At 68.9% G+C, this 23,411-nt stretch carries 17 protein-coding genes; 9 read left to right on the forward strand and 8 right to left on the reverse strand.

Features of this window, described 5'->3' with window-relative positions; translation table 11 throughout:
• Positions 1-43: 43 nt before the first annotated feature.
• The 6 genes from BLT64_RS17785 to BLT64_RS17810 all read left to right on the forward strand — a co-directional run bounded on the left by BLT64_RS17785 (position 44) and on the right by BLT64_RS17810 (position 10,723).
• Positions 44-1,927 (forward strand): autotransporter assembly complex protein TamA, encoded by a 1,884-nt coding sequence (locus BLT64_RS17785; RefSeq protein WP_011748959.1) that lies wholly within the window; start codon positions 44-46, stop codon positions 1,925-1,927.
• Positions 1,927-6,432 (forward strand): translocation/assembly module TamB domain-containing protein, encoded by a 4,506-nt coding sequence (locus BLT64_RS17790; protein WP_011748958.1) that lies wholly within the window; start codon positions 1,927-1,929, stop codon positions 6,430-6,432. The genes BLT64_RS17785 and BLT64_RS17790 overlap by 1 nt, the downstream gene beginning before the upstream one ends.
• A gap of 120 nt (positions 6,433-6,552) precedes the next feature.
• Positions 6,553-6,984, forward strand: a complete 432-nt coding sequence (locus BLT64_RS17795; protein WP_041529991.1) for a MarR family winged helix-turn-helix transcriptional regulator — start codon at positions 6,553-6,555, stop codon at positions 6,982-6,984.
• Positions 6,981-8,642, forward strand: coding sequence for an efflux MFS transporter permease (locus BLT64_RS17800; RefSeq protein ID WP_011748956.1), 1,662 nt, complete (start codon positions 6,981-6,983; stop codon positions 8,640-8,642). Before BLT64_RS17795 ends, BLT64_RS17800 begins: the two co-directional genes overlap by 4 nt.
• Positions 8,639-9,721, forward strand: coding sequence for an HlyD family secretion protein (locus tag BLT64_RS17805; RefSeq protein ID WP_011748955.1), 1,083 nt, complete (start codon positions 8,639-8,641; stop codon positions 9,719-9,721). Before BLT64_RS17800 ends, BLT64_RS17805 begins: the two co-directional genes overlap by 4 nt.
• Positions 9,722-9,826: 105 nt before the next feature.
• Complete coding sequence (locus BLT64_RS17810) at positions 9,827-10,723, forward strand: alpha/beta hydrolase (RefSeq protein WP_011748954.1); 897 nt, start codon at positions 9,827-9,829, stop codon at positions 10,721-10,723.
• A gap of 69 nt (positions 10,724-10,792) precedes the next feature.
• Here BLT64_RS17810 and BLT64_RS17815 read toward each other — a convergent pair whose 3' ends face one another.
• The 3 genes from BLT64_RS17815 to BLT64_RS17825 form a co-directional block, all read right to left on the reverse strand.
• Positions 10,793-13,477: a DNA translocase FtsK gene (locus BLT64_RS17815; RefSeq protein ID WP_011748953.1), complete on the reverse strand. Its 2,685-nt coding sequence runs from the start codon at positions 13,475-13,477 to the stop codon at positions 10,793-10,795.
• Positions 13,478-13,480: 3 nt separating this feature from the next.
• Positions 13,481-14,674 carry an aminotransferase class I/II-fold pyridoxal phosphate-dependent enzyme gene (locus BLT64_RS17820; protein ID WP_011748952.1) on the reverse strand — a complete coding sequence of 398 codons (1,194 nt, stop codon included), beginning with the start codon at positions 14,672-14,674 and terminating at the stop codon, positions 13,481-13,483.
• A 128-nt stretch (positions 14,675-14,802) separates the two neighbouring features.
• Complete coding sequence (locus BLT64_RS17825; protein ID WP_011748951.1) at positions 14,803-16,128, reverse strand: amidase; 1,326 nt, start codon at positions 16,126-16,128, stop codon at positions 14,803-14,805.
• A 93-nt stretch (positions 16,129-16,221) separates the two neighbouring features.
• Here BLT64_RS17825 and BLT64_RS17830 point away from each other — a divergent pair, with 93 nt between their 5' ends.
• Together BLT64_RS17830 and BLT64_RS17835 are read left to right on the forward strand one after the other, a co-directional pair.
• Positions 16,222-17,481: a UbiH/UbiF/VisC/COQ6 family ubiquinone biosynthesis hydroxylase gene (locus BLT64_RS17830; RefSeq protein ID WP_011748950.1), complete on the forward strand. Its 1,260-nt coding sequence runs from the start codon at positions 16,222-16,224 to the stop codon at positions 17,479-17,481.
• An 89-nt stretch (positions 17,482-17,570) separates the two neighbouring features.
• The gene (locus tag BLT64_RS17835) at positions 17,571-18,167 is read left to right on the forward strand and encodes a LolA family protein (RefSeq protein ID WP_011748949.1); all 597 of its coding nucleotides are present in this window, start codon (positions 17,571-17,573) and stop codon (positions 18,165-18,167) included.
• A gap of 14 nt (positions 18,168-18,181) precedes the next feature.
• Here BLT64_RS17835 and BLT64_RS17840 read toward each other — a convergent pair whose 3' ends face one another.
• From BLT64_RS17840 to BLT64_RS17860, 5 genes are all read right to left on the reverse strand, one after another.
• Positions 18,182-18,760, reverse strand: a complete 579-nt coding sequence (locus BLT64_RS17840; RefSeq protein ID WP_011748948.1) for a transglycosylase SLT domain-containing protein — start codon at positions 18,758-18,760, stop codon at positions 18,182-18,184.
• A 74-nt stretch (positions 18,761-18,834) separates the two neighbouring features.
• A complete protein-coding gene (modC, locus tag BLT64_RS17845; protein WP_011748947.1) occupies positions 18,835-19,890 on the reverse strand; it encodes a molybdenum ABC transporter ATP-binding protein in 1,056 nt (351 codons plus the stop codon).
• On the reverse strand, positions 19,890-20,594 hold the full coding sequence (modB, locus tag BLT64_RS17850; RefSeq protein ID WP_011748946.1) for a molybdate ABC transporter permease subunit: 705 nt from the start codon (positions 20,592-20,594) through the stop codon (positions 19,890-19,892). The genes modC and modB overlap by 1 nt, the downstream gene beginning before the upstream one ends.
• A complete protein-coding gene (gene modA, locus BLT64_RS17855) occupies positions 20,591-21,331 on the reverse strand; it encodes a molybdate ABC transporter substrate-binding protein (protein ID WP_011748945.1) in 741 nt (246 codons plus the stop codon). The genes modB and modA overlap by 4 nt, the downstream gene beginning before the upstream one ends.
• 66 nt (positions 21,332-21,397) lie before the next feature.
• Positions 21,398-21,754, reverse strand: coding sequence for a winged helix-turn-helix domain-containing protein (locus BLT64_RS17860; RefSeq protein WP_011748944.1), 357 nt, complete (start codon positions 21,752-21,754; stop codon positions 21,398-21,400).
• Positions 21,755-21,858: 104 nt separating this feature from the next.
• Here BLT64_RS17860 and BLT64_RS17865 point away from each other — a divergent pair, with 104 nt between their 5' ends.
• On the forward strand, positions 21,859-23,040 hold the full coding sequence (locus BLT64_RS17865) for an acetyl-CoA C-acyltransferase family protein (protein ID WP_011748943.1): 1,182 nt from the start codon (positions 21,859-21,861) through the stop codon (positions 23,038-23,040).
• Positions 23,041-23,411: the final 371 nt, after the last annotated feature.

Raw genomic sequence — 23,411 nt, forward strand, 5'->3', positions numbered from 1 at the left:
GCGATGCTTCCGGCAAAACCGCCAGAAGCAGGGCAATCAGGCAATGAAAAGCTGGATCAAGGCAGGAACGGCTGCCGTAATCGTGCTGGGAACCGGCGCGGGCATGGTCTGGGCGCAGTCCTCGGGCTCGCCTTCCTCCTCGCCCTTTTCGGGCTGGTTCGGCAGGGACAGCAATGACGGCTCGCCCGTCAACCTGGATTTCCAGGTCGATGGCGGCGACGACGATCTGCTTCCGGCGATCCGGCAAACCTCGCTTCTGGTCAGCGCGCAGGACGAGGGGCGGGTGACCGGGCAGGACATCCTGGCTGCCGCGCGGGGCGATTACGCCCGCATCCTGGGCGTGCTTTACGATCAGGGCTATTATTCGGGCATCATCGACATCTCGCTGGACGGGGTCGAGGCGGCCAGCATCGCACCGCTGGACGCGCCGAAGGTGGTGCAGAAGGTGGTGGTCTCGGTCCAGCCGGGGCCGCGCTTTCGCTACAGCCGCGCCGAGATCGCGCCGGTGGCGCCGGGGACCGAGCTGCCGCGCGGCTATCGGCGGGGCGAGGTCGCCCGCACCGGCGACATGAAGAACGCCGCGACCTCGGGCGTTGCCGGCTGGCGCGATGTCGGCCATGCCAAGGCCGAGGTGGCCGAGACCGAGATCATCGCCGATCACGCCACCAACCTGATCGACAGCCGCATCCGCCTGGCGCCTGGCCCCGAACTGCGCTTCGGCCAGCTGACCATTCGCGGCTACCAGCGCATGGACCCGCGCCGGCTGCGCAAGATCGCCGGTTTCCCCGAGGGCGAGCGCTTCGATCCCGAAAAGCTCGACGACGTGCGCAAGCGCCTGCGCCGCTCGGGCGTGTTCTCGGCCATCACCCTGACCGAGGCCGACCAGATCGGCCCCGGCAATACGCTGGACGTCGACCTGCTGGTGGCCGAGCAAAAGCTGCGCCGGCTGGGCGCGGGTTTCGAATATTCCAACACCGACGGACTGTCGCTGACCGGCTACTGGATCAACCGCAACCTGTTCCGCGGCGGCGAGCGGCTGCGCGTCGATGCCAGCATCTCGGATATCGGCGGCGATACCGGGCGCGACTACAGCCTGGGGCTGCGCGTCGACCGGCCGGCCACCATCACCGCCGACACCACCGGATATGTGCTGGCCAAGGTCGAAAGCCTTCAGGAAGAGGATTACGACCTCAAGTCCGGCACCTTCGGCCTGGGGTTCACCTGGATTCCCAGCGACGAACTGACGGCCGACATCGCCCTGCAATACCGGGCGCTGCGCGTCGACGACGATAGCGGCCGCACCAATTTCCGGCTGTTCGCCCTGCCGACCCTGGTCACCTGGGACAAGCGGGACGAGCCGAACGACGCCAAGCGCGGCTATTGGCTGTCGGGGGGCATCACCCCCTTTGTCGGCCTGCAGGACGAGACCGGCTCGGGTGCGCAGATATTGGCCGAGGGTCGGGCCTATTACAGCTTCGGCACCGAGGACCGCTTCACGCTGGCCGGCCGGGCGCGGCTGGGCACCGTGGTCGGCCCAGAGATCGAGGAAACCCCGCGCGACTATCTGTTCTGGTCCGGCGGCGGCGGCACGGTGCGCGGCCATTCCTATGAATCGCTGGGCGTCGAGGTCATCCAGGGCCCCGACGGCCCGGTCAGGACCGGCGGCATGTCCATCGTCACCCTGACCGCCGAGGCCCGCATCCAGGTCCGCGAGCGTATCGGTCTGGCGCTTTTCGCCGATGCAGGCCGGGTCTGGGAGGACAGCAGCTGGTCCGGCGCCAGCGGCTGGCAGGCCGGGGCCGGCGCGGGCATCCGCTACAAGACCCCCATCGGCCCGATGCGCTTCGACATCGCCACCCCGGTCGGCGGCGGCGATGGCGACGAGGGCGGGGTGCAGGTCTATATCGGTCTGGGGCAGGCGTTCTGATGCGTGATCTGGCTTATCGTCTCGTTGTCGCACTCGGCCTGGCCTTGGCCGTTCCTCTGGCCGCGCTGGCGCAGGACACCGCTGCCGAGATCTCGCAGGAGGTCGAGGACGACCGCGGCTTCATCACCCGCTTCCTCGAGGAAAAGCTGTCCGGTGCCGGGCGGCAGGTGGTGATCGAGGGGTTCCGCGGCGCGCTTTCCTCGCGCGCGACCTTCGACCGCATGACCATCGCCGATGACGACGGGGTCTGGATCACGCTGGAAAACGGCGCGATGCAATGGACCCGCTCGGCGCTTTTGTCCCGGCGGGTCGAGATCAACGAGCTTTCGGCCGAGCGCATCATCCTGCCGCGCCTGCCGGGTGGCGGCGACAGCGCACCGCAGGCCGAGGCGCGGGAGTTTTCCCTGCCGCAACTGCCGGTGGGGGTGAACATCGATCGCATCGCCGTCGAACGGGTGGAACTGGGCCAGCCGATCATCGGGCAAGAGGCGGTGATCGCGATCGACGGCTCGATGAACCTGTCGGGCGGCGAGGGCGAGACCAAGCTGACCATCAACCGCGTGGACGGGCCGCGCGGCGAGTTTGCGCTGGATACGAGCTTTTCCAACGAAACGCGGGTTCTGCGCCTGGACCTCAAGCTGGACGAGGATCGCGACGGGCTGTTCGCCAATATCGTCAAGCTGCACGACCGACCCGCCGTCCGCGCCGAGATCGCGGGCGAAGGGCCGATGTCGGACTTCAACGCCAACATCCAGCTTGCGACCGACGGCCAGCCGCGCGTGACCGGCATCGTCTCGGTCGATGCGGCCGAGCGCGACGGCGCCCCCGGCACTGCCTTCCGCGCCGAACTTGGCGGCGACGTGGCCGCGCTTGTCCCGCCGCAGCATCGCGCCTTTTTCGGCACGCAATCCCAGCTTCTGGCCGAGGGCTGGCGCGGGCAGGACGGCCGGCTGGTCATCCCCTCGCTGCGGCTGGCGACCGAGGCGCTGCGGCTGGACGGCAACCTTGCCACCACCAGTCGCGGCGCGCCGGAAAGCGCGCATCTGACGCTGCTGCTGGGCGAGGACGCTGGCGCCACGCAATTGCCGGTGCGGCTGCCCTGGGCCGACCGGCCGACCACCGTGCGCTCGGGCAGCCTGCGGCTGGATTACGACGCGGCGCAGGGCTCGGGCTGGGTGCTCAAGGGCGTGGTGGGCGATATCGTTCGCGACGACGTTGCGCTTTCCGAATTGCGGATGGACGGGCGCGGCCGTATCGCGCTGACCCCCGAGCAGGCGCTGGAAGAGGTGCGCGGCTGGATCGCCTTCGGCATGGACGACCTGGCGCCGGCCGATCCGGGCATGGCGCAGGCCCTGGGCCGGACGCTGAACGGCGGCCTGAACTTTGCCTTCACCCCCGGCAATGCGCTGCAGCTTTGGGGCATGAACATCAACGGCGAGGATTTCGGCTTCAAGGGCGAGACGACCGTTTCGGGCCTGCGCTCGGGCATCACGCTGTCGGGCGACATCACCGCGCAGCATCGCAATGTCGGCCGCTTCTCGACCCTGGCCGGGCGCGAGCTTGGCGGCACCGCCGATGCCCATATCAAGGGCCGCTATGCGCTGCTGGGCAAGGGCTTCGATGTCGAGGCGCAGGTCCTGGGCAACGACATCCGCATCGGCCAGGACCATGCCGACCGCATGCTGGCCGGCCAGTCGCGCATCGAGCTCAGCGCCCGGCGTGACACCTCGGGCATCAACCTGCGCAAGCTGACGGTGAACGCCCAGAACCTGACGGCCGAGGCGCAGGGCCGGCTGGACAGCTATTCCAGCACCCTGACCGCAACCATCGCCATGCCCGACCTGTCTGTCGCCGACCCGGATTTTTCGGGCAGCGTCCGCACCGAGGCCCGCGTCACCGGCGCTGCCGGCACGCGCAAGATCACCCTGACCGGCAAGGCGCAGGACCTCGTCACCGGCATTGCCGAGCTCGACGGTGCGCTGAAGGGCGAAACCGACCTGCTGGTCGAGGCCGCCGAGGCGCAGGGCAGTTTCGAGGTGCAGACCTTCCGGCTGACCAATCCGCAGCTTGATGCGCAGGGCCGGGGCAATTTCGCCAAGGGTGCAATGGATGCCGCGCTGGACCTGTCGATGCCCGACCTTGCGGTGCTGGGGCGCGGCTTCTCGGGCGGGTTGACCGCCGAGGCGACGGCGGTGGAACAGGACGGCGTTCGCCGGATTGAGCTGACCGGGCGCGGCACCGAACTGCGCTTCGGCCAGCAGGACGTCGACGGCGCGCTGACCGGCGTGACCGACCTGCGCCTTTCGGCCGAGCAGCGCGGCGACGAGATCGCCGTGCATGATTTCAACCTGACCAACCAGCAGATGCTGGCGACTGCGCAGGGCCGCATCGCGCCCAGCGGCACCAACATGACCGGCCGGGTCGAGGTAAGGTCGCTGGCCAGCTTCGGCCGCGGCTGGCGCGGTGCGCTGAACGCGCAGGGCAGCTTCAAGGACGACGGTTCGGGCGCGCGGCGGCTGGACGTGACCGGCACCGGCACCGACCTGTCCTTTGGCCAGGCACAAGTCGATGGCGCGCTGGCGGGCGAGACCCGGCTGGCGCTGCACGGGGTCGAGCGCGACGGCGTGTTTTCCATCGAGACCGCCACGGTCGAGAACCCGCGCCTGAACATTGGCGCCGAGGGCCGCGTGGGCCAGGGCGCGACCGACCTGACCGCGACGCTGCGTGCGGACGACCTGCGCTTTCTTGGCCGCGGCTTCCGGGGCGCGGTCAGCGCCTCGGGCCATGTCGTGGACCAGCAGGGGGGCGGGCGTCAGATCACCGCCAACGGTTCGGCGCGCGGGCTGGGCGTGGGCAATCCGCAGGCCGATGCCGTGCTGGCGGGCGAGACCAGCTTCGACCTCGACGCCGCGCAGCGCCCCGATGGCAGCCTGACCGTCAGCCGGCTGCGCGCCGGCAACGGCCAGTTCAGCATTACCGGCGACGGCAACCCGACCGAGGGGCTGAACCTCGATGCCCGGCTGAACGACCTGGGCCTTGTGGTGCCGGGCTTTCCTGGGCCGGCCACCGTTGCCGGCACCATCCGCAACACCGGCCGCGCCTATGACGTGAACCTGACCGCGACCGGGCCGGGCAATACCCAGGCAAGGGTGACCGGCACGGCGGCGACGGATCTGTCCACTGCCGATATCACGGTCAGCGGCAGCAGCAATGCCGCCGCGGCGAATCCCTTCCTGCGCACCCGCTCGGTCGAGGGGCCGCTGAGCTTCGATCTGCGCCTGAACGGCCGGCCGGCGCTGGAATCGCTGTCGGGCCGGGTGGCGCTGACGAATGGCCGGCTGGCCGAGCCGCGCTTCGGCCTGGCTGTCGGCAGCCTGAACGCCAATGCCGATTTCAACGCCGGCCGCATCGCCGTCGATCTGCGCGGCGCGGTCGAGGCCGGAGGGACCATCACCGTCAGCGGTCCGGTCAGCCTGGTGGGCGACCGGCAGATGAACCTGGACGTGCGGCTGTCCGACGTGGTGCTGCGCGACCCGAACCTTTACCAGACGCTGGTGAACGGCGCGATCAACGTCGCGGGCACGGTGGGGCAGGGGCCGCTGGTCTCGGGCCGCATCGATGTCGGCCATACCGAATTGCGCATCCCCTCGACCGGGCTGGGCGGCGCCAAGGCGATCCCGGACATCATCCACCGTTCCGAACGCCCGCCGCAGCGCCAGACCCGCGCCAAGGCCGGGCTGCTGGAATATCCCAGCGAAGCCTCGCGCCAGGCCGGTATGGCCGCACCGCCGGCGACGCCGCCGGCCAATCCCGCGCGGTTCGACCTGCTGATCTCGGCCCCTTCGCAGGTCTTTGTCCGCGGTCGCGGCGTCGATGCCGAACTGGGCGGCGAGTTGCGCCTGACCGGCAATGCCCGCCAGCCCATTCCCATCGGCCAGCTGGAACTGATCCGCGGCCGGGTCGACCTGCTGGGCAAGCGCTTCGACATGACCGAGGGGCTGATCGAATTGCAGGGCAGCCTGATCCCGGTGATCCGGCTGGTGGCCGAGACGGTGCAGGACGGCATCACAACCCGCATCATCATCGACGGCGAGGCGCAGGATCCCGAGATCACCTTTGAATCCTCGCCCGAGATGCCGCAGGAAGAGGTGCTGTCGCAACTGCTCTTCGGCCGCGGCCTCGACAATATCAGCGCCTTGCAGGCCGCGCAGCTGGCCAGCGCCGTCGCGACGCTGGCCGGGCGCGGCGGCGAGGGGATCGTCGGGCGGCTGCGCGCCTCGACCGGGCTCGACGACCTGGACCTGGCCACGGACGATCAGGGCAACGTCTCGGTCCGGGCGGGCAAGTATCTATCCGAGAACCTCTATACCGACGTGCAGGTCGGCGGCGACGGCAAGACCAAGCTGAACCTGAACCTGGACATTTCCCAGACCCTGACCGCCCGTGGCTCGGTGGACAGCGAGGGCGAAAGCACCATCGGCCTGTTCTACGAACGCGACTACTGACCCCGGCCCCGCAAAGGCCGCAGCAATGGACCCCGCCCGCAGCCGCGCGGCGGGGTCTTGAATACCTGCGACAGTTTTATTAGCTAGCTAATGAAATTTGCGAAAACAGCGGAAGCACCCATGCCAGACCGTCCCTTCACGCTTGTGGAAACGCTGATCGAACTGACCCGGGCGCTGCGTGCGGCCTTTGAGCAGCGCGTCGAACGGCACGGGCTGACCTATGCGCGCGCCCGGTTGCTGACCACCATCGGCCGCCACGAGGGCGCAAGCCAAGCCGAACTGGCCGCGATTCTGGGTATCGAGACCCCGACGCTGAAGCGCCTTCTGGACGCGCTGGAGGACCAGGGTCTGGCCGAGCGCCGCCCGATCCCCGAGGACGCGCGCAAGCACGCCATCCATCTGACCGAGGCGGCGCGGATCGAGCCCCTGCTGGGCTTTCGCGCCGAGGTCGATACCGCGCTGGCCGAAGGCATCACGCCCGAGGATCTGGTGGTGACGCGCCGGACATTGGCGCGGATGGCGCAGAATGTGGACAGGCTGAGGCAGGCATGAGCCAATCCCCGGCCGGCCCCGCGGCGCCTGTGCCCGCGTCCGCAGCCCCGGCTGCGCCGCCCTTCGTGCCGATGTCCTGGCCGGCCACGCTGGGCTATATCGGCGCCTCGATCACCATCGGGCTGACGCAGGGACTGGCGCAAGGCTTCGTCAGCACCAATATCCCGCAGATCGCCGGGGATCTGGGCGCCACCACCACGCAGGCGACCTGGCTGATGGCGGCGTTCATGATCCCGCGCGCCTCGATGCCTCTTTTGCTGATCAAGATCCGCACGCAATTCGGCCTGCGCCGCTTTGCCGAGGTTGCCATCCTGGTCTATCTGGCGGTTTCGCTGGCGGCCTTTGCCATCTCGGACCTGCGCTCGGCGGTGGCGGTGCAGTTCTTTGCCGGCATGGCCTCGGCTCCGCTGTCCACGCTGGCCTTCATGTATATGCTCGAGCCGCTGCCGCCCCAGTGGAAGATGCGGCTGGGACTGCCCATGGTGCTGGCCACGGTCGCCACCGGGCCCATGCTGGCGCGGGTGATCTCGCCGGCGCTGATGGGCGATCACGGCTGGGACGGGCTGCATTTCATGGCGCTGGGGCTGGCGGCGGTCTCGCTGGGGCTGGTCTATGCCCTGCCGCTGACCTCGGCCCCGCGCGTCAAGGTGATCGCGGCCATGGACCTGGTCAGCTGGCTGCTGATCGCCACCGGATTCGGTGGGCTGACGGTCGCCTTCGTCATGGGCTCGCTTCATTGGTGGACGGATGCGGACTGGCTGGGCTGGGTTCTGGCGCTGGCCATCGTGGCGCTGACGCTGGCCGTGGTGATCGAGTTGCACCGCAAGGCGCCGCTTCTGGACATCCGCTGGCTCGTCAGCCCGGCCATGCTGCACCTGACGGCGACATTGCTGATCTTTCGGCTGGTGCTGTCCGAGCAAAGCTCGGGCGCACCGCGCATGTTCCAGGTGCTGGGCGTGACGCAGGACCAGCTGGTGCCGCTTTTCGCGCTGATCTCGGCCGCGACGGTGCTGGGCGGGCTGGCGCTGATCCCCTTCATGAAGCCCGAGCGCGTGCCGCTGTTCCATGTCATCGCGCTGGTGCTGATCGCCGCCGGCGCCTTCATGGACAGCCATGCCACCATGGACACCCGGCCGGCGCAGATGATGCTGAGCCAGGCGATGATCGCCTTTGCCGGCTCGTTCTTCCTGGCGCCGGCGATGATGCGCGGGCTACTTTCGGCCCTGGCGCGCGGGCCGAACTACATCCTGTCCTTCGTCATCGTCTTTCTGTCCACGCAATCGCTGGGCGGGGCCATCGGCTCGGGCCTGTTCTCGACCTTCATCAACCACCGGCAGGTGCTGCATCTGCAGGTGCTGCGCGAGGAACTGGTCGCTGCCGACCCGCTGACCGCGGCCGAGATCGCGCAGCGCAGCATGGCGCTGGCGCCGCAGATCGCCGATGTGGCGCAGCGCAACGCGCAGGCGGTGGCCCAGATCGCGCAGGATGCCGGCGTGCAGGCCTATGTCATGGCCTATAACGATGCCTATTTCCTGACCTTCCTGGTGGCGGCGGCGGCGCTTTGCGCGCTGCTCCTGCACCTGTTCCGCGACTGGCTGGCGGCGCGCATCAAGCCGCTCTCCTCCAGCACCCCAACCCATTCCGAGCCCAAGACATGACCAAGAACCACCTTATCCCGACGCTGATTGCCCTGGCGGCCGGCCTGGCCGGCCTGTTGATCGTGCTTTACGCCTGGCACCTGCCGCCATTCCGTCCGGCGCATCCGCAGACCGAGAACGCCTATATCCGCGGCCAGCTGACCACCATCGCGCCGCAGCTTTCCGGCTATGTCGCGGCAGTCGAGGTGCGGGACTTCCAGCCCGTGACCCGCGACCAGGTCATCGCCCGCATCGACGACCGGCAATATCGCCAGAAGCTTGCGCAGGCCCAGGCCGTGCAGCAAGGCGCCGAAGCGGCGCTGGAGATCCAGAGCCAGGGCGTCCATTCCGCCCGGGCCAGCCTGCAATCGGCCCAGGCCGCGCTGACGGCGGCACAGGCGGCGCGGGATACGGCGGGATCGACCTGGGACCGCGCGCAGGCCCTGCAATCGCGCGGCGTCACGGCGCAAAGCTCGGCCGACCAGACCGAGCTGGCGCTGCGTCAGGCCGAAGCCGCCGTCACCCAAGCCGAAAGCGCCATCGCGGTCGCACGCGAGAACGTCAAGGGCGCCGAGGTGGGGCTGGCCGCGAAACGCGCCGAGATCGCCTCGGCCAAGGCGGCGGTGGAACTGGCGCGGATCGACCTGGACAACACGGTGATCCGCGCGCCATCGGACGGCCGGCTGGGCCAGGTCGGCGTGCGCGTCGGCCAATATGTCACCGCCGGCACGGCGCTGGTCAGCCATGTCGGCCCCGAGGTCTGGGTCATCGCCAATTTCCGCGAGACCGAGTTGCACGGCATCCGCATCGGCGACCGCGCCACCTTCACCGTGGACGCCATGCAGCACCGCTCCTTCACCGGGCGGGTCGAGGCGTTCTCGCCTGCCACGGCCTCGGAATTCAGCCTGTTGTCCGCGTCCAATGCCACGGGCAACTTCACCAAGGTCGCGCAACGCCTGCCGGTGCGCATCGCGATCGATCCGGGGCAGGAGATGGCCGAGTATCTGGAGCCGGGCCTGTCGGTGGTGGTGACGGTGGACGAGGGTTCGGGCGCCGACCGTTCGGCCCAGGCCCGGCCGATCATGGGGCATGAGGGCTGATTCAGCCCGACGGAAGCGGCCTTGCGCCCGCCCGCCTTGCCCGCTACCCGTTGCGGGCAAGGGCAAGCCCGCTTCCGCCAGCCCATCGACGGACCGGAGGCGACGATGCAGATTCCCCTTTCCCGACGCAGCCTTCTGGCGGCATCGCTGATCGCCATGGCCGGCGGCATGGCGCGGGCGCAGGATCGCCGGCCGCGCGGGCTGGAGCCGGCCGAGCGGATCGACCATCCCCGTGCCAGCCATTTCGACCTTGGCCCGGCCAAGGCGCCCTGGCGCATCTTTCTGGGCCTGCCGCAGGCCCCGGCGCCGCAGGGCGGCTATTCCGCGATTCTGGCGCTGGACGGCAACGCAACCTTTCCGATCCTGTGGCATCTGCGCGAAAGGCTGGCGCCCGAGGCGCCGGTGGCGCTGGTCGGCATCGGCTATCCGGTCGAGACCCGCTTCGATCCCGCCCGCCGCTGGTTCGACCTGACCTCGCCCGGCAAGCAGCCGGTGCCGGCGCAAGACGGGTTGCGCGGCCCCGGTGATCGTCCGACCGGCGGACAGGACGCCTTTCTCCAGATGATCGCGGCGCAACTGCTGCCCGAACTCGGCCGCCGCCTGCCGCTGGATGCCGGCGACCTGACGCTGTTCGGCCATTCTTTGGGCGGGTTGTTCGTGCTGAATGCGCTGTTCACCCAACCAGGGCTTTTCGCCCGCTATGCCGCTGCCGATCCCTCGACCTGGTGGAACGCCGGCGAGCCCCTGCGCGAGGCCCGCGCCTTTCGCGGCGGCATCATGGCGGCGGGCGGGCGGCTGGAGCCGGCGGTGCCGCTGCTGATCGCCAATTCGGCCGGGCGCGCCTCGGCCCCGGCCGTGCCGCCGCCGATCGTGACCCTGCTGTCGGGCATTCCGGGGCTCGACCTCATCCACCGGCCCCATCCTGCGGAAAACCACGGCTCGCTCATCGGCCCCGCGGCGCGCGAGGCGCTGGAACTGCATCTGGGCAGGCCGGCCGGCTAGGCCGCAGCGGGGCGCGCAACGAAAAAGGCCGGGCGCAACGGCCCGGCCCTTGGTTCCGATGCGGCCGACCTAGACCTCCGGCACCAGCACCTCGCGCTTGCCGACATGGTTCGCCGGGGTGACGACGCCCTGTTCCTCCATCTGCTCGACCAGCCGCGCGGCCTTGTTGTAGCCGATGGCCAGCTTGCGCTGGATATAAGAGGTCGAGCATTTGCGGTCCTTGGCCACGATGGCGACGGCCATGTCGTAAAGCTCGGCATCGCCGCCTTCGCCGGTGGACAGGCCCAGCACCTGGTCGATGCTGTCGGCGCGCTCTTCGTCCGGCCCCTCGACCACGCCGGCCATATAGGACGGCGGGCCAAAGGATTTCAGGTGGTTCACCACCTCCTCGACCTCTTCGTCGCTGACGAAGGGCCCATGGACACGGGTGATGCGCGAGCCGCCGGCCATGTAGAGCATGTCGCCCTGGCCCAGCAATTGCTCGGCACCCTGCTCGCCCAGGATGGTGCGGCTGTCGATCTTGGACGTGACCTGGAAGCTGATCCGGGTCGGGAAGTTCGCCTTGATCGTGCCGGTGATGACATCGACCGAGGGCCGCTGCGTCGCCATGATCAGGTGGATCCCCGAGGCGCGGGCCATCTGCGCAAGGCGCTGGATGCAGGCCTCGATCTCCTTGCCCGCCACCATCATCAGGTCGGCCATCTCGTCCACGATGACGACGATATAGGGGAAGGTCTCGGGCTGGAATTCCTCGGTCTCGAAGACGGGCTCGCCGGTATCCTCGTCAAAGCCGGTCTGGACGGTGCGCTTGAACAGCTCGCCCTTGTCCAGCGCCTCGCGCACGCGGCCGTTATAGCCCTCGATGTTGCGCACGCCCATCTTGGACATCTTGCGATAGCGTTCCTCCATCTCGCCCACGACCCATTTCAGCGCGACGACGGCCTTCTTGGGATCGGTGACGACGGGGGAAAGCAGATGCGGGATGCCGTCATAGACCGACAGTTCCAGCATCTTGGGGTCGATCATGATCAGCCGGCACTCCTCGGGCGAGAGCTTGTAGAGCAGCGACAGGATCATGGTGTTGATCGCCACCGACTTGCCCGAGCCGGTGGTCCCGGCGATCAAGAGGTGCGGCATCTTGGCCAGGTTCGCCACCACCGGCCCGCCGCCGATATCCTTGCCAAGCGCCAGCGGCAAAGGCTGGGTGCCGTCGCCGTAAGCCTTGGATGCCAGGATCTCGCGCAGCACCACCTTTTCGCGCCGGGCATTGGGCAGCTCGATGCCGATCACCGACCGGCCGGGCACGGTCGAGACGCGCGCCGACAGCGCCGACATCGACCGCGCGATGTCGTCGGCCAGGCCGATCACCCGGCTGGCCTTCAGCCCCGGCGCGGGCTCCAGTTCGTAAAGCGTGACCACGGGGCCGGGGCGGACCTCGGTGATCTGGCCCTTGACGCCGTAATCGTCCAGCACCGCTTCGAGCATGCGGGCGTTCTCCATCAGCGCCTCTTGCGAAAGCTGGTGGCGCTCGACGGTGGTCGGTGCGGTCAGAAGCGACAGCGGCGGGTGTTCGTATTGGCTGGCGGCCTCGTCGAAGCGCAGTGCCGGTTGCGCCTCGGATTGCGCCTGGCGCGAGGGGACGGGCTTTTTCGGCGGCACCACCACGCGCGGCGTCCCGGCGCCGAAGGGTGCGGCGGTGACGGGTTCGGCGAAATCCTCGTCCTCATCCTCGTCGGCGCTCAGCGGCGGCTCATGGCGGTCAGGCGCGGCGCGGCCACCGGTCAGGCGCGCGGTGACTGCCGACAGCAGGCCCCTGCCTTCCGAACGGGCGCCCTCCGAACGGGTGCGGATCGCGTCGGTGATGCGGGCGCTGATCGCGGCGTTCGAGGGCGGCTCGTCATCGTCGGCGTAATGCGTCTCGGGGTCGATCAGTTCGGGCTCGGGCGCAAAATCGCGGTCCTCGGCCAGAGGTGCCGGGGCGGGGCGCAGGCCCGGCAGGCCGCTGCGGGGTGCCTGCGGCAGCGCGGCAGAACCGGCGCGGCCGACACGCTCGCGACGGGCCTCGGCGCGGGACTTGAGCCCGTGCGCAGCACCCGAGGACAACCGCGCCCCGCGATCCACCGCATGCAGCGCCAGGACGCGGGCGGTGGCCAGCCCTTCGCGCAGGAAGGTGCCGATGGTCGTCAGCTCCTTGCGGTCGAAGCCCAGCACGAAGGCCAGGAAGGCCACGGCGCCGATGGCGGTCAGCAGCGCCAGCAGCTTGATCGCGATGGACGCCTTCATCGGCATCGCCGAAAGCATGCCCCCCATCAGCATGTCGCCCAGATGCCCGCCAAGGCCGAAGCTTTGCGTCCATTCCGGGGGCGGCGCCATCGAGGTGGCATAGATCGACACCAGCACCATGGCGATGGGCAGGAAGATGCCGCGCATCAGCCGCTCTTCGCCCCGGTGCAGCATCAGCCGCAGGCCCCAGACGACCGCGCCGACCACCAGGACCCAGGTGCCGTAGCCGGTGATCATGAACAGCGCCGAGGCGACATAGGCGCCGAAGCGGCCCAGATAGTTCTGCGCCGGCTGGTCGGTCGCCGACATGAAGCTGGGATCGTCGGGGGAATAGCTGACCAGCATCAGCGCGATCAGCACGCCCAGGATGACCAGGCCCGCGCCCAGCAGTTCCTTGCCGCGCCGTTCCAGTGCTGCCTGCGTGCTCTGGTCAAACAACGGATCGCGATGTTTCGCCTGCCAGCTCGCCATGCGTCAACCCCCTTGATACAAACAGTTTTTCAGGCGGTTCAGGGCCGCCTCGGTCTGGTCCGCCGCTGCGACCAGCGCCACGCGGATGAAATTCCGGCCCGGATTGCCGCCGGCCGTGTCGCGGGCCAGATAGGCGCCGGGCAGCACCTGGATTCCGGCCTCGGCCCACAGCTTCTTGGCGGCGTCCTCGCTGTCGCCGACGCTCTCGGGCACCGGCAGCCACAGGAAAAAGCCGCCCTGCACCGGCTGATAGCCCGGCACGTTGCCCAGCACCCGGTCGGCGATGGCGTATTTCTGCTGGTAAAGCGCACGGCTTGCATCCACATGCGCCTCGTCCGTCCAGGCCATGGTGCTGACGCGCTGCACCGGCAGCGGCAGCGGTGCGCCGGCATAGTTGCGCAATTGCCGCAACTGGGCGATCTGCGCCGCGCCGCCTGCCGCAAAGCCCGAACGCAACCCCGGCAGGTTCGAGCGCTTCGACAGCGAGTTGAACATCACCACCCGGTCGGGCAGGCCCATGCGCGTGGCCACCGCCAGCGCGCCCGGCGGCGGCGTGTCGCGCCAGATCTCGGAATAGCACTCGTCGGCGAAGATCAGGAAATCGTGCCGGTCGGCCAGCGCGATCAGCTCTTCCAGGTAATCCTCCGACGCGATGCTGCCCTGCGGATTGGCCGGCGAGCACAGATAGGCCACGGTGGCACGGTCCAGCACCTCGGCCGGCAGGCCGGAAAAGCGCGGCAGGTGGCCGGTCTCCGGCACGGCGGGGACAAAGACCGGCTCGGCGCCCACCGCCGCCGCGGCGACCGCATAGACCTGATAGAACGGGTTCGGGATCAGGATCGCGGGCTGCTGGCCGTTCTTGCGTTCCGGCGCCAGTGCCAAGGCGGCGTTGAACAGCCCCTCGCGCGTGCCGTTCAGCGCCATGATGCGCTCGGGCGCGACATCCAGCCCGTGCCGGCGCTGGAGCCAGCCCGAGATCGCGGCCAGCAGTTCGGCCGTTCCCTCGTTCGAGGGGTATTTGCCGAAATCGGCGATGCTTTCGGCCATGACCGGGCCGACGAAATCCGGCAGCGCATGGCGCGGCTCGCCGATGGTCAGGATCAGGGGATCGCCCCCGGGCTCGATGCCCGCGAGCAGTTTCCGCAGGCGCGGAAATGCGTAATCCGGCAGGTTCGAGAACCGCTCGGGAATTGCCATGGCTGCCTCTCAGTCGGGGTCGTCGCGCCCCGTTTTGCGGCAAGATTACCGGCAATCCCCCCATGCGTCCAGAGTTTCACGGCCAGATTGCGCCCGCCCGTGCCGGATTTGCCCGGAAAATCCGCGGCTCAGCGCAATGCCGCCTCGGCTGCGGCGGCCGCCGCCAGCAGGGCGCGGTCCCCGCCGGTGCGGCCCATCAGCATGATGCCGCAGCCCGGATGGCCGGTCGGCAGGCTGATCGAGGGCAGGTCCAGCAGGTTGCCGATGCGGGTGTTGCGCAGCGTCAGCAGGTTCTCGCGTGCGAAGAATTCCTCCTCGGCCAGCAGCCGGTCGACCGGCGGCGGCAGGATCGGCGCCGTGGGCAGGATCACCGCATCGAAGCCGGCGACCAGCCGCGCCCAGTTGGCGCGCAGCCGGCCAAGTTCTTCCCAGGCGGCGACGTAATCGGCCGCCAGCACGAACTGGCCGCCGCGAAAGCGCTCCAGGATCGGCGGATACATCAGTTCGGGCGCCGCCTCGATCTGCTCGCGCCAGATGCCGTAGGCCTCGGGGGCGAACAGCAGCGGCGCCAGCACCATGGCCTCGGCCACGCAGGGCGGCGCGGCATGCGTGATGCGGGCGCCGGCGCGGGACAGGCGGCTCACCGCATCCTCGAAACCGGCGACGGGCTCCTTGCGCGCCTCGTCGAAGGGCACGCCGTCCAGCACCATCAGCCGCAGTCCGCGCGGGCCGGCATCCGTCAGGTCGGGCGCGGTTTCGCCGCGCAGCACGGCGAAAAGCTCGGCGCAGTCCTCGACCGTGCGGGCGATGGGGCCGGCCACGTCGAAGCGGCGGCACAGCGGCACGATGCCCGTGCCGCTGACCGCGTCGGTGGTCGGCTTGAAGCCCACGAGCCCGTTCCAGGCCGCCGGCACCCGGATCGAGCCGCCGGTATCCGAGCCGATGGCCGCCGCCGCCAGTCCCAGCGCGACCGAAACCGCCGCGCCCGAGCTCGATCCGCCCGGGGCCAGTTCCTGGTCGATGCTGTTCGGCGGCGTCGCCGTCATCGGGTTCACGCCCAGCCCGGAAAAGGCCAGCTCGGTCATATGCGTCTTGCCCAGGCAGACCAGCCCGTCCAGCGTGGCTCCGGCCAGGATCGCGGCGTCCTGCCTTGGCGTGCGGCCTTGCAGCAGGCGCGAGCCGGCCTCGGTCGCGATGCCGGCGCTGTCGATATTGTCCTTCCAGTTGATCGCCACCCCGTCCAGCAGCCCGCGGCGCAGCCCGGCGCGGGCGCGGTCATGGGCGGCGATGGCTTCGGCCCGGGCGCGTTCCGGCGTCAGCCTGGCATAGATGCGGTCGCCATAGGGGTGGCGGGCCGCGGCGTCCAGATAGGCCTCGGCCTGCTCGACAGGGCTGATCAGACCGGCCAGGATCGCCCGTCCCTGTTCCGCCGCAGATGCCCTGAGCCAATCCATGCCCTTCCCCCGACCAATGTCCAAATGCCAAATAAGATACAGGCTATCCCGGCGCGGGCAGGCCCGCAATGCGCTTGGTGGCGGCTGTGCCGCATGGACATTGCCCGGCCGAAGGTCATATTGCGCAGCATGAGGACCGATTTCGACATCCTGATCGCGGGCGGCGGGCTGAACGGCCCGGCCCTTGCCCTGGCGCTGGCCGATGCCGGCCTGTCGGTGGCCGTCGCCGATGCCCGCCCGGCCGACGCCCGTGCCGGCGACGCCTTCGACGGCCGCGCCTATGCGCTGGCGCTGGCCTCGCAGCGGCTGCTGTCGGCGCTGGGGCTGTGGCGCGACCTGGCCCCGAACGCGCAGGAGATCCGCAAGGTCGAGGCGACGCAGGGCGTGCCGGGCGAAGGCGCCGGCCCCTTCGGCCTGCATTTCGACGGCGCCGAGATTGAAGAGGGCCGTCTGGGCTATATGCTCGAGGATCGGTTCCTTTACCGCGCGCTTCTGGCCGCGATGCAGGGGCGGGTCACGCATCTGCCGGGCCTGTCCGTCACCGGGCAGGAGGCCGAGGGCGCGGCGATCCGCGCCAGCCTGTCGGACGGGCGCAGCATCACCGCCCGGCTGCTAGTCGGTGCCGACGGACGGCAATCGGGCGTGGCGGCGCGGGCCGGCATCCGACGCATCGGCCACGACTACGGCCAGATCGCGTTGGTCGCGGCGGTCGATCACGAATTGCCGCATCACGGCACTGCGCATCAGTATTTCATGCCGACCGGCCCGCTGGCGATCCTGCCGCTGCCGGGCAACCGCAGTTCGATCGTCTGGTCCGAGGCCGAGGCCAGCGCCCGTGCCATCATCGAGCTGCCCGACGCGGATTTCCTGGCCGTCCTGCGCCCGCGCTTCGGCGATTTCCTGGGCGAGATCCGGCTGGCCGGCCCCCGATTCTCGTATCCGCTGAACCTGACGCTGGCCGAGCGTTACGTCGCCCCGCGCGTCGCGCTGGTCGGCGATGCGGCGCATGGCGTGCATCCCATCGCCGGGCAGGGGCTGAACCTGGGCCTGCGTGACGTGGCGGTGCTGGCCGAAGTGATCGTCGCCGCCCGCCGCCGGGGCGAGGATATCGGCGCCGATACGGTGCTGGCCCGCTATCAGGACTGGAGGCGGCCGGACGCGACGGCGCTGGCGCTGGGCATGGACGGGGTGAACGCGCTGTTTTCCAATGCCAACCCGTTGCTGCGCACCGCGCGCGAACTGGGCATGGGGCTGGTCGATGCCATCCCGCCGCTGCGGCGCGGCTTCATGCGGCAGGCGGCGGGGCTGAGCCTTGATCCGATGCCGCGCCTGCTGACCGGGCAGCGGCTTTAGGGAACGCTCACGCCGCCGTCAGCGTTGGCCCCGCGCGCATCCAGCGAACGTGATGTGCATGTCTTTGGAGGATCGGTATCATTCCGCTCATGAAACTGAAAACGCTCGCCCTTGCGCCCGTCCTGTGCCTGGCCATGGCCTTTCCCGCCCTGGCCGAAAAGATCTCGCTGAACGAGATCTCGCGCTATCTCAACAGCCTGAAGACCGCCAAGGCGGATTTCACCCAGGTGAATGCCGACGGCTCGATCTCGACCGGGATCGTCTATATCCAGCGCCCGCAGCGGGTGCGCTTCGAATACAAGGGCGACCGCACGCTGGTCATGGCCTCGGCCGGGAACGTCGCGGTGTTCGACGGCAAGACGCGCGGCGCGCCGCAGCAATATCCGCTGTCCAAGACGCCGCTGTCGCTGATCCTGGCGCCGAATATCGACCTGAGCCGCGCGCGCATGGTCACCGGCTATACCGAGAAGAAGAACACCACCGTCGTCACGGCGCAGGATCCCCAGCACCCGGAATACGGCAATATCCAGATGGTCTTTACCGCCAACCCGACGCAGCTGCGGCAATGGGTGGTGACCGACGACACCGGCAAGCGCACCACGGTGATCCTGGGCGACATGCAGACGGGAATGTCCTTCCCGGCCTCGACCTTCGCCATCCAGAACGAGATCGCCCGCCGGAAATAGGCGGGCGAGCGCGATCAGCGGCAGGAGGCGAGCTGGCTGCGATAGGCCTCGGAGCGGGTCTGGACCTTGCCGGCCACGTTCATCAGCCAGGGCTTCGAATTGTGCGAGCCCCTGGCAAAGCCCGAGCGGCCTTCGTGATAGGCCAGGTATTGCGAGGCGGCGTCCCATTTGGAAATACCCAGCACCCGCGCCGAATCGTTCATGTACCAGCCCATGAAGTCGGTGGCGTCGCGGATGTTGTCGCGCCGGGCGCGGCGATTGCCGGTCTGCTTGCGGTAATCGTCCCAGGTGCTGTCCAGCGCCTGGCTGTAGCCATAGGCCGAGCTTTGCCGCCCGATCGGAATCAGCCCCAGCGCATATTGATGCGGCGTGCGGGCATTGCCGATGAATTTCGATTCCTGGTGGATCGTCGCCATCTGGACATGGACCGGAACGCCCCAGCGCCGCTCGGTCGCCTTCATCGCGCGCATATAGGCGGGCCGCTCGGCCGCGATGGCGCAGGCGTTGTCCAGATTGCGCGGCGCCTTGTAGTTCCCGCCTCCTCCGCAAGAGGCCACCAGCCCGACGATGGCGAGCTTGAGAAACCTGTTCATACTGCCCTCATATTTTTTGCAGGCAGGATAAGCGAAATTGCCGGGGCCGCGCAAATGACAAAGGCTCGACCCGGTTAGCTGGGCAGGACCGAGACCGATTTCACGATGGCATGGCAGGCGGTTCCCGGCTGCAATTCCAGTGCCTTGACCGAGCGCGGCGTGACCTGCGCAAGCATCCGCTCATGCTGCGCGCCATGACCCAGCGCCAGTTGCACCAGCCCGCCCTCGATGCGCGTCACCGCGACCGGCAGCGCGTTCAGCGCCGAAAGGCCGCGCGGCGCCTCGCGTGCCAGAATGACCTCATGCGCCAGGATTCGCAGCCGCAGCACCCGGCCGGGGGCCAGATCCAGCTCGGGCAGCAGCATCGGGCCGCCCGCGGTCGCGACCCGGGTCAGGCCGTCGGCCTCGCGTGCCTCGACCGTGGCGCGGATCAGCGCGCCGGCCTCGCGCGCGCCCAGTTGCGGGGCAAGCTCGGGATCGGCCAGGATGTCCGCCAGGGCGCCGGAATGGGTGACGCGGCCCTGCCGCATCAGCACCACCGTGGTCGCCAGCCGCAGCACCTCGGGCACCGAATGGCTGACATAGAGGATCGGCAGCCGGATCTGGTCCCGCAGCCGCTCCAGCCAGGGCATGATCTCGGCCTTGCGCGCCTCGTCCAGCGCCGCCAGCGGCTCGTCCATGACCAGTAGCGCCGGGTCCGACAGCAGCGCCCGGCCGATGGCGACGCGCTGGCGCTCGCCTCCCGACAGCGTGCCGGGGCGGCGATGCAGCAGCGGCCCCAGCGCCAGCATCTCGGTGATGCGGTCGAAATCGCGCGCCGCGCCGCGTCGCCAGCGCGAGGGATAGCGCAGGTTCGCCGCCACCGTCATATGCGGGAACAACCGTGCGTCCTGGAACACGCAACCGATGCGCCGCGCCTGCGGCGAAAGGTTCGTCGCACCGTCGAAAAGCACCCGCCCATCCAGCGCGATCCGGCCCTGGTCGGGGCGCAGCAGCCCGGCGATGGCGTTGATCGCCGTGCTCTTGCCGCAGCCCGAGGGGCCGAACAGCGCCGTCACCCCGCCCGGCGCCTGGAATGCGACCTCCAGCGAAAGTCCGGGAAAGCGGTGGCGAAAGGCGACCTCCAGCATCAGCGCCGCGCCTCGATGCGCTCTGCCATGCGCCGGGCCAGCCATTCCGAGACCAGCACCGCCCCCATGGCGATCACCACCGAGACCAGCACCAGCCGCAGCGCCGCCGCATCGCCCGAGGGCACCTGCAACAGCGCATAGATGGCCGAGGGCAGGGTCTGGGTCTGGCCGGGAATGTTCGAGACGAAGGTGATGGTGGCGCCGAACTCGCCCATCGCCTTGGCAAAGCCCAGCGTGGCGCCCGCCAGGATCGCGGGCATGATCAGCGGCAGGGTGACGGTCAGGAAGATCCAGGCGCGCGGCGCGCCAAGGGTGGCGGCGGCCTGTTCAAGCTTGGGGTCCACGGCCTCGAAGCCCAGCCTAATGGCGCGGACCATCAGCGGAAAGCTCATGATCCCGCAGGCCAGCGCCGCGCCGGTCCAGCGAAAGGCAAAGACGATGCCCAGCGGTTTCAGCAGGCTGCCCACGGGGCCCTGCGTGCCGAAGGTGACCAGCAGCAGGTAGCCGGTCACCACCGGCGGCAGGATCAGCGGCAGGTGCACGATGCCGCTGACCAGCCCATGCCCCGGAAAGCGCCGCCGCGCCAGCAGCCATGCCACCGCGACGGCCAGCGGCAGGCTGGCCAGCGTGGCGACGGCGGCCACCCGCAGGGAAAGGCGCACGGCCTGCCATTCCTGAGGGCCAAGCCAGTCGGTCGGGATCATTGCGTGACGGTAAAGCCTTGCGATTCAAAGACCGACTTTGCCGGGTCTTGCGACAGGCTGTCAAGGAAGGCGGCGGCCTGCGCCGTGTCGGCGACCTTGGTCACGGCGGCGGGATAGGTGATCTCTTCATGGCTGTCGGCCGGGAAGGTCGCGACCACGCCAACGCCCGGCTCGGCCACGGCGTCGCTGCCATAGACGATGCCCAGCGGCGCCTCGCCGGTCGCGACCAGCTTCAGCGCGGCGCGGACGTTGTCGGCCTGGGCCACCTGGCTTTCCACCTGGTCCCAAAGGCCCAGCGAGGTCAGCGCCTCTTTCCCGTATTGCCCGGCGGGCACGGAATCGACCAGCGCCATGGCCAGCTTACCCTCGCCCAGCAGCGCAGGCAGTTCGGTCACGGGCGCTTCGGCCGGCGTGCCGGTGCCGACCAGCACCAGCGTATTGCCCAGAAGATCGCGGCGGCTCTCCGGGTCGATGTCGCCGGACTCCTGCACCGCATCCATCCACGCGGTCGAGGCCGAGATGAACAGGTCGGCCGGCGCGCCCTCCTGGATCTGCTTGGCAAGCTGTGAACTGCCCGCATAGGAGATCACTACCATATCGTCATGGTTCTTCTGCCAATCGGCGGCGATCTCGTCCAGCGCGTCCTTGAGGCTGGCGGCGGCGAAGATGGTGATCTCGTCTGCCTGCGCGGCGGGGGCAAATGCGATCAAGGCGGCGGCAAGGTAAGACAGGCGCATCGGATTGGTCCATTCATTATGTTCAAACGGACATAACCAAGCGGCGGCGCGGCTGGCAACCGTTATTTACGACGAAGCAGAACGCTGGCTGCCGCGAAGCCGCGCCAGCAGGCCGGCGCCCTGGTCGCGCAGCAATGCCTCAAGCGCGCGATAATCGGACAGCGCCTGCCGGCCCCGTTCGGTCAGCTGGGCGCCGCCGCCCTTGGCGCCGCCGCGGCTGCTGTCCACGAGGGGCGTGGCAAAATGCAGGTTCATCTCTTCGACCAGCGACCAGGCGCGGCGATAGCTCATCCCCATCCGCCGCCCGGCGGCCGAGATCGAGCCTTCTTCGTCAATGGCTTGCAGGAGGTCGGCCTTGCCGCGACCAAAGGTAAGGCCGGATTCGAAATGCAGGCGCAGGCTGATGCGTGGATCGTTCATCATGGCCGTATCTTGCCCGGTTTCCGTTACGTTGCAAGAGGTCGGGTCTTTTCCGTTCGCCGTGGCGCGACTACGAGTAATAAAATTCCAGCATGACCGGAGGAATCATGTCAGAGAACGAAATCGTCATCCTGTCGGGGGCGCGCACGGCCATCGGCACCTTCGGCGGCAGCCTCGCGGGGGTGCCTCCGATCCAGCTTGCCGCGACGGTCACCCGTGCGGCGATCGAGCGCGCGGGGATCGGCCCCGAGCGCATCGGCACCGTGGTCTTCGGCCATGTGCTGAACACCGAGCCGCGCGACATGTATCTGTCGCGCGTGGCGATGCTGGACGCCGGCGTGCCCGATACCACGCCGGCGATGAACGTGAACAGGCTCTGCGGTTCGGGGGCGCAGGCCATCGTCTCGGCCACGCAGGCGCTGATACTGGGGGATGCCGACTTTGCCGTGGCGGGCGGTGCGGAATCGATGAGCCGCGCGCCCTATGCCGTGCCGGCGGCCCGGTTCGGCGCCAAGATGGGCGACGTGCAGATGCTCGACATGATGGTCGGCGCGCTGACCTGCCCGATGGGCACCGGCCATATGGGCGTGACGGCCGAGAATGTTGCGCGCGAACATGACATCTCACGCCAGGCGCAGGACGAATTCGCGCTGGAAAGCCAGAAGCGCGCTGCGGCCGCCATCGCCGAGGGCCGCTTCAAGGAGCAGATCGTTCCCATCGAGATCAAGACCCGCAAGGGCATGGTGGCCTTCGATACCGACGAGCACCCGAAAGCGACCGATCTGGAGAAGCTGGCGGGACTGAAGGCGGTTTTCCAGAAGGATGGCACGGTCACCGCCGGCAACGCCTCGGGCATCAACGACGGCGCGGCGGCTCTGGTGCTGGCGCGCGCGGACGCGGCCAGGGCGGCGGGCGCCAAGCCGCTGTTCCGGGTGCTCGGCTATGCCGTGGCGGGCGTGCGTCCCGAGGTCATGGGCATCGGCCCGGTCCCGGCGGTCGAGGCGTTGCTCAAGAGCACCGGCCTGAAGATCGGCGAGTTCGACGTGATCGAGTCGAACGAGGCTTTCGCCGCGCAGGCTTTGGCGGTGAACAAGGGGCTCGGCCTCGATCCGGCGAAGGTGAACCCGAACGGCGGCGCCATCGCCTTGGGCCATCCGGTCGGCGCGACCGGCGCCCTCGTCACGGTCAAGGCGATGTATGAATTGATGCGGACCGGCGGCAGCAAGGGGCTGATCACCATGTGCATCGGCGGCGGCCAGGGCATCGCGCTGGCTATCGAGCGCATCTGATCCCGCTTCGACCCGGCTTCTTATCGGGGCCGGGTTTTCTGCCTGCCATGCAGCATGAGTATTTGGGGAACGAAGAAGCGCCGGTTTGGCTTCTTCGTTCCAAAAATACTCAAGGGGCCTTTCAAGCTTTACCGAGCTTGCCGGTCGCGAACCGATCTGCAAGGACAGGCGGCTGAAATGGAACGGGCCGCTCTGCTGGAGAACGGCCCGCGAGATCCACGGAGATGGTCCGGTTAGGGTTGGTGCCCACCGTCCCAGCCAGGGTTTACGACCCTTGGGGCTGCCCTCAGGCCACGGCCCCCCTGACTGTCCCGACACCTCTCTCCAATATCACTCTCGACACTGGACCACCTCCTTTCAATAAGTTGCCG

It is taken from the genome of Paracoccus denitrificans (genome assembly GCF_900100045.1).
Taxonomy (GTDB): domain Bacteria; phylum Pseudomonadota; class Alphaproteobacteria; order Rhodobacterales; family Rhodobacteraceae; genus Paracoccus; species Paracoccus denitrificans.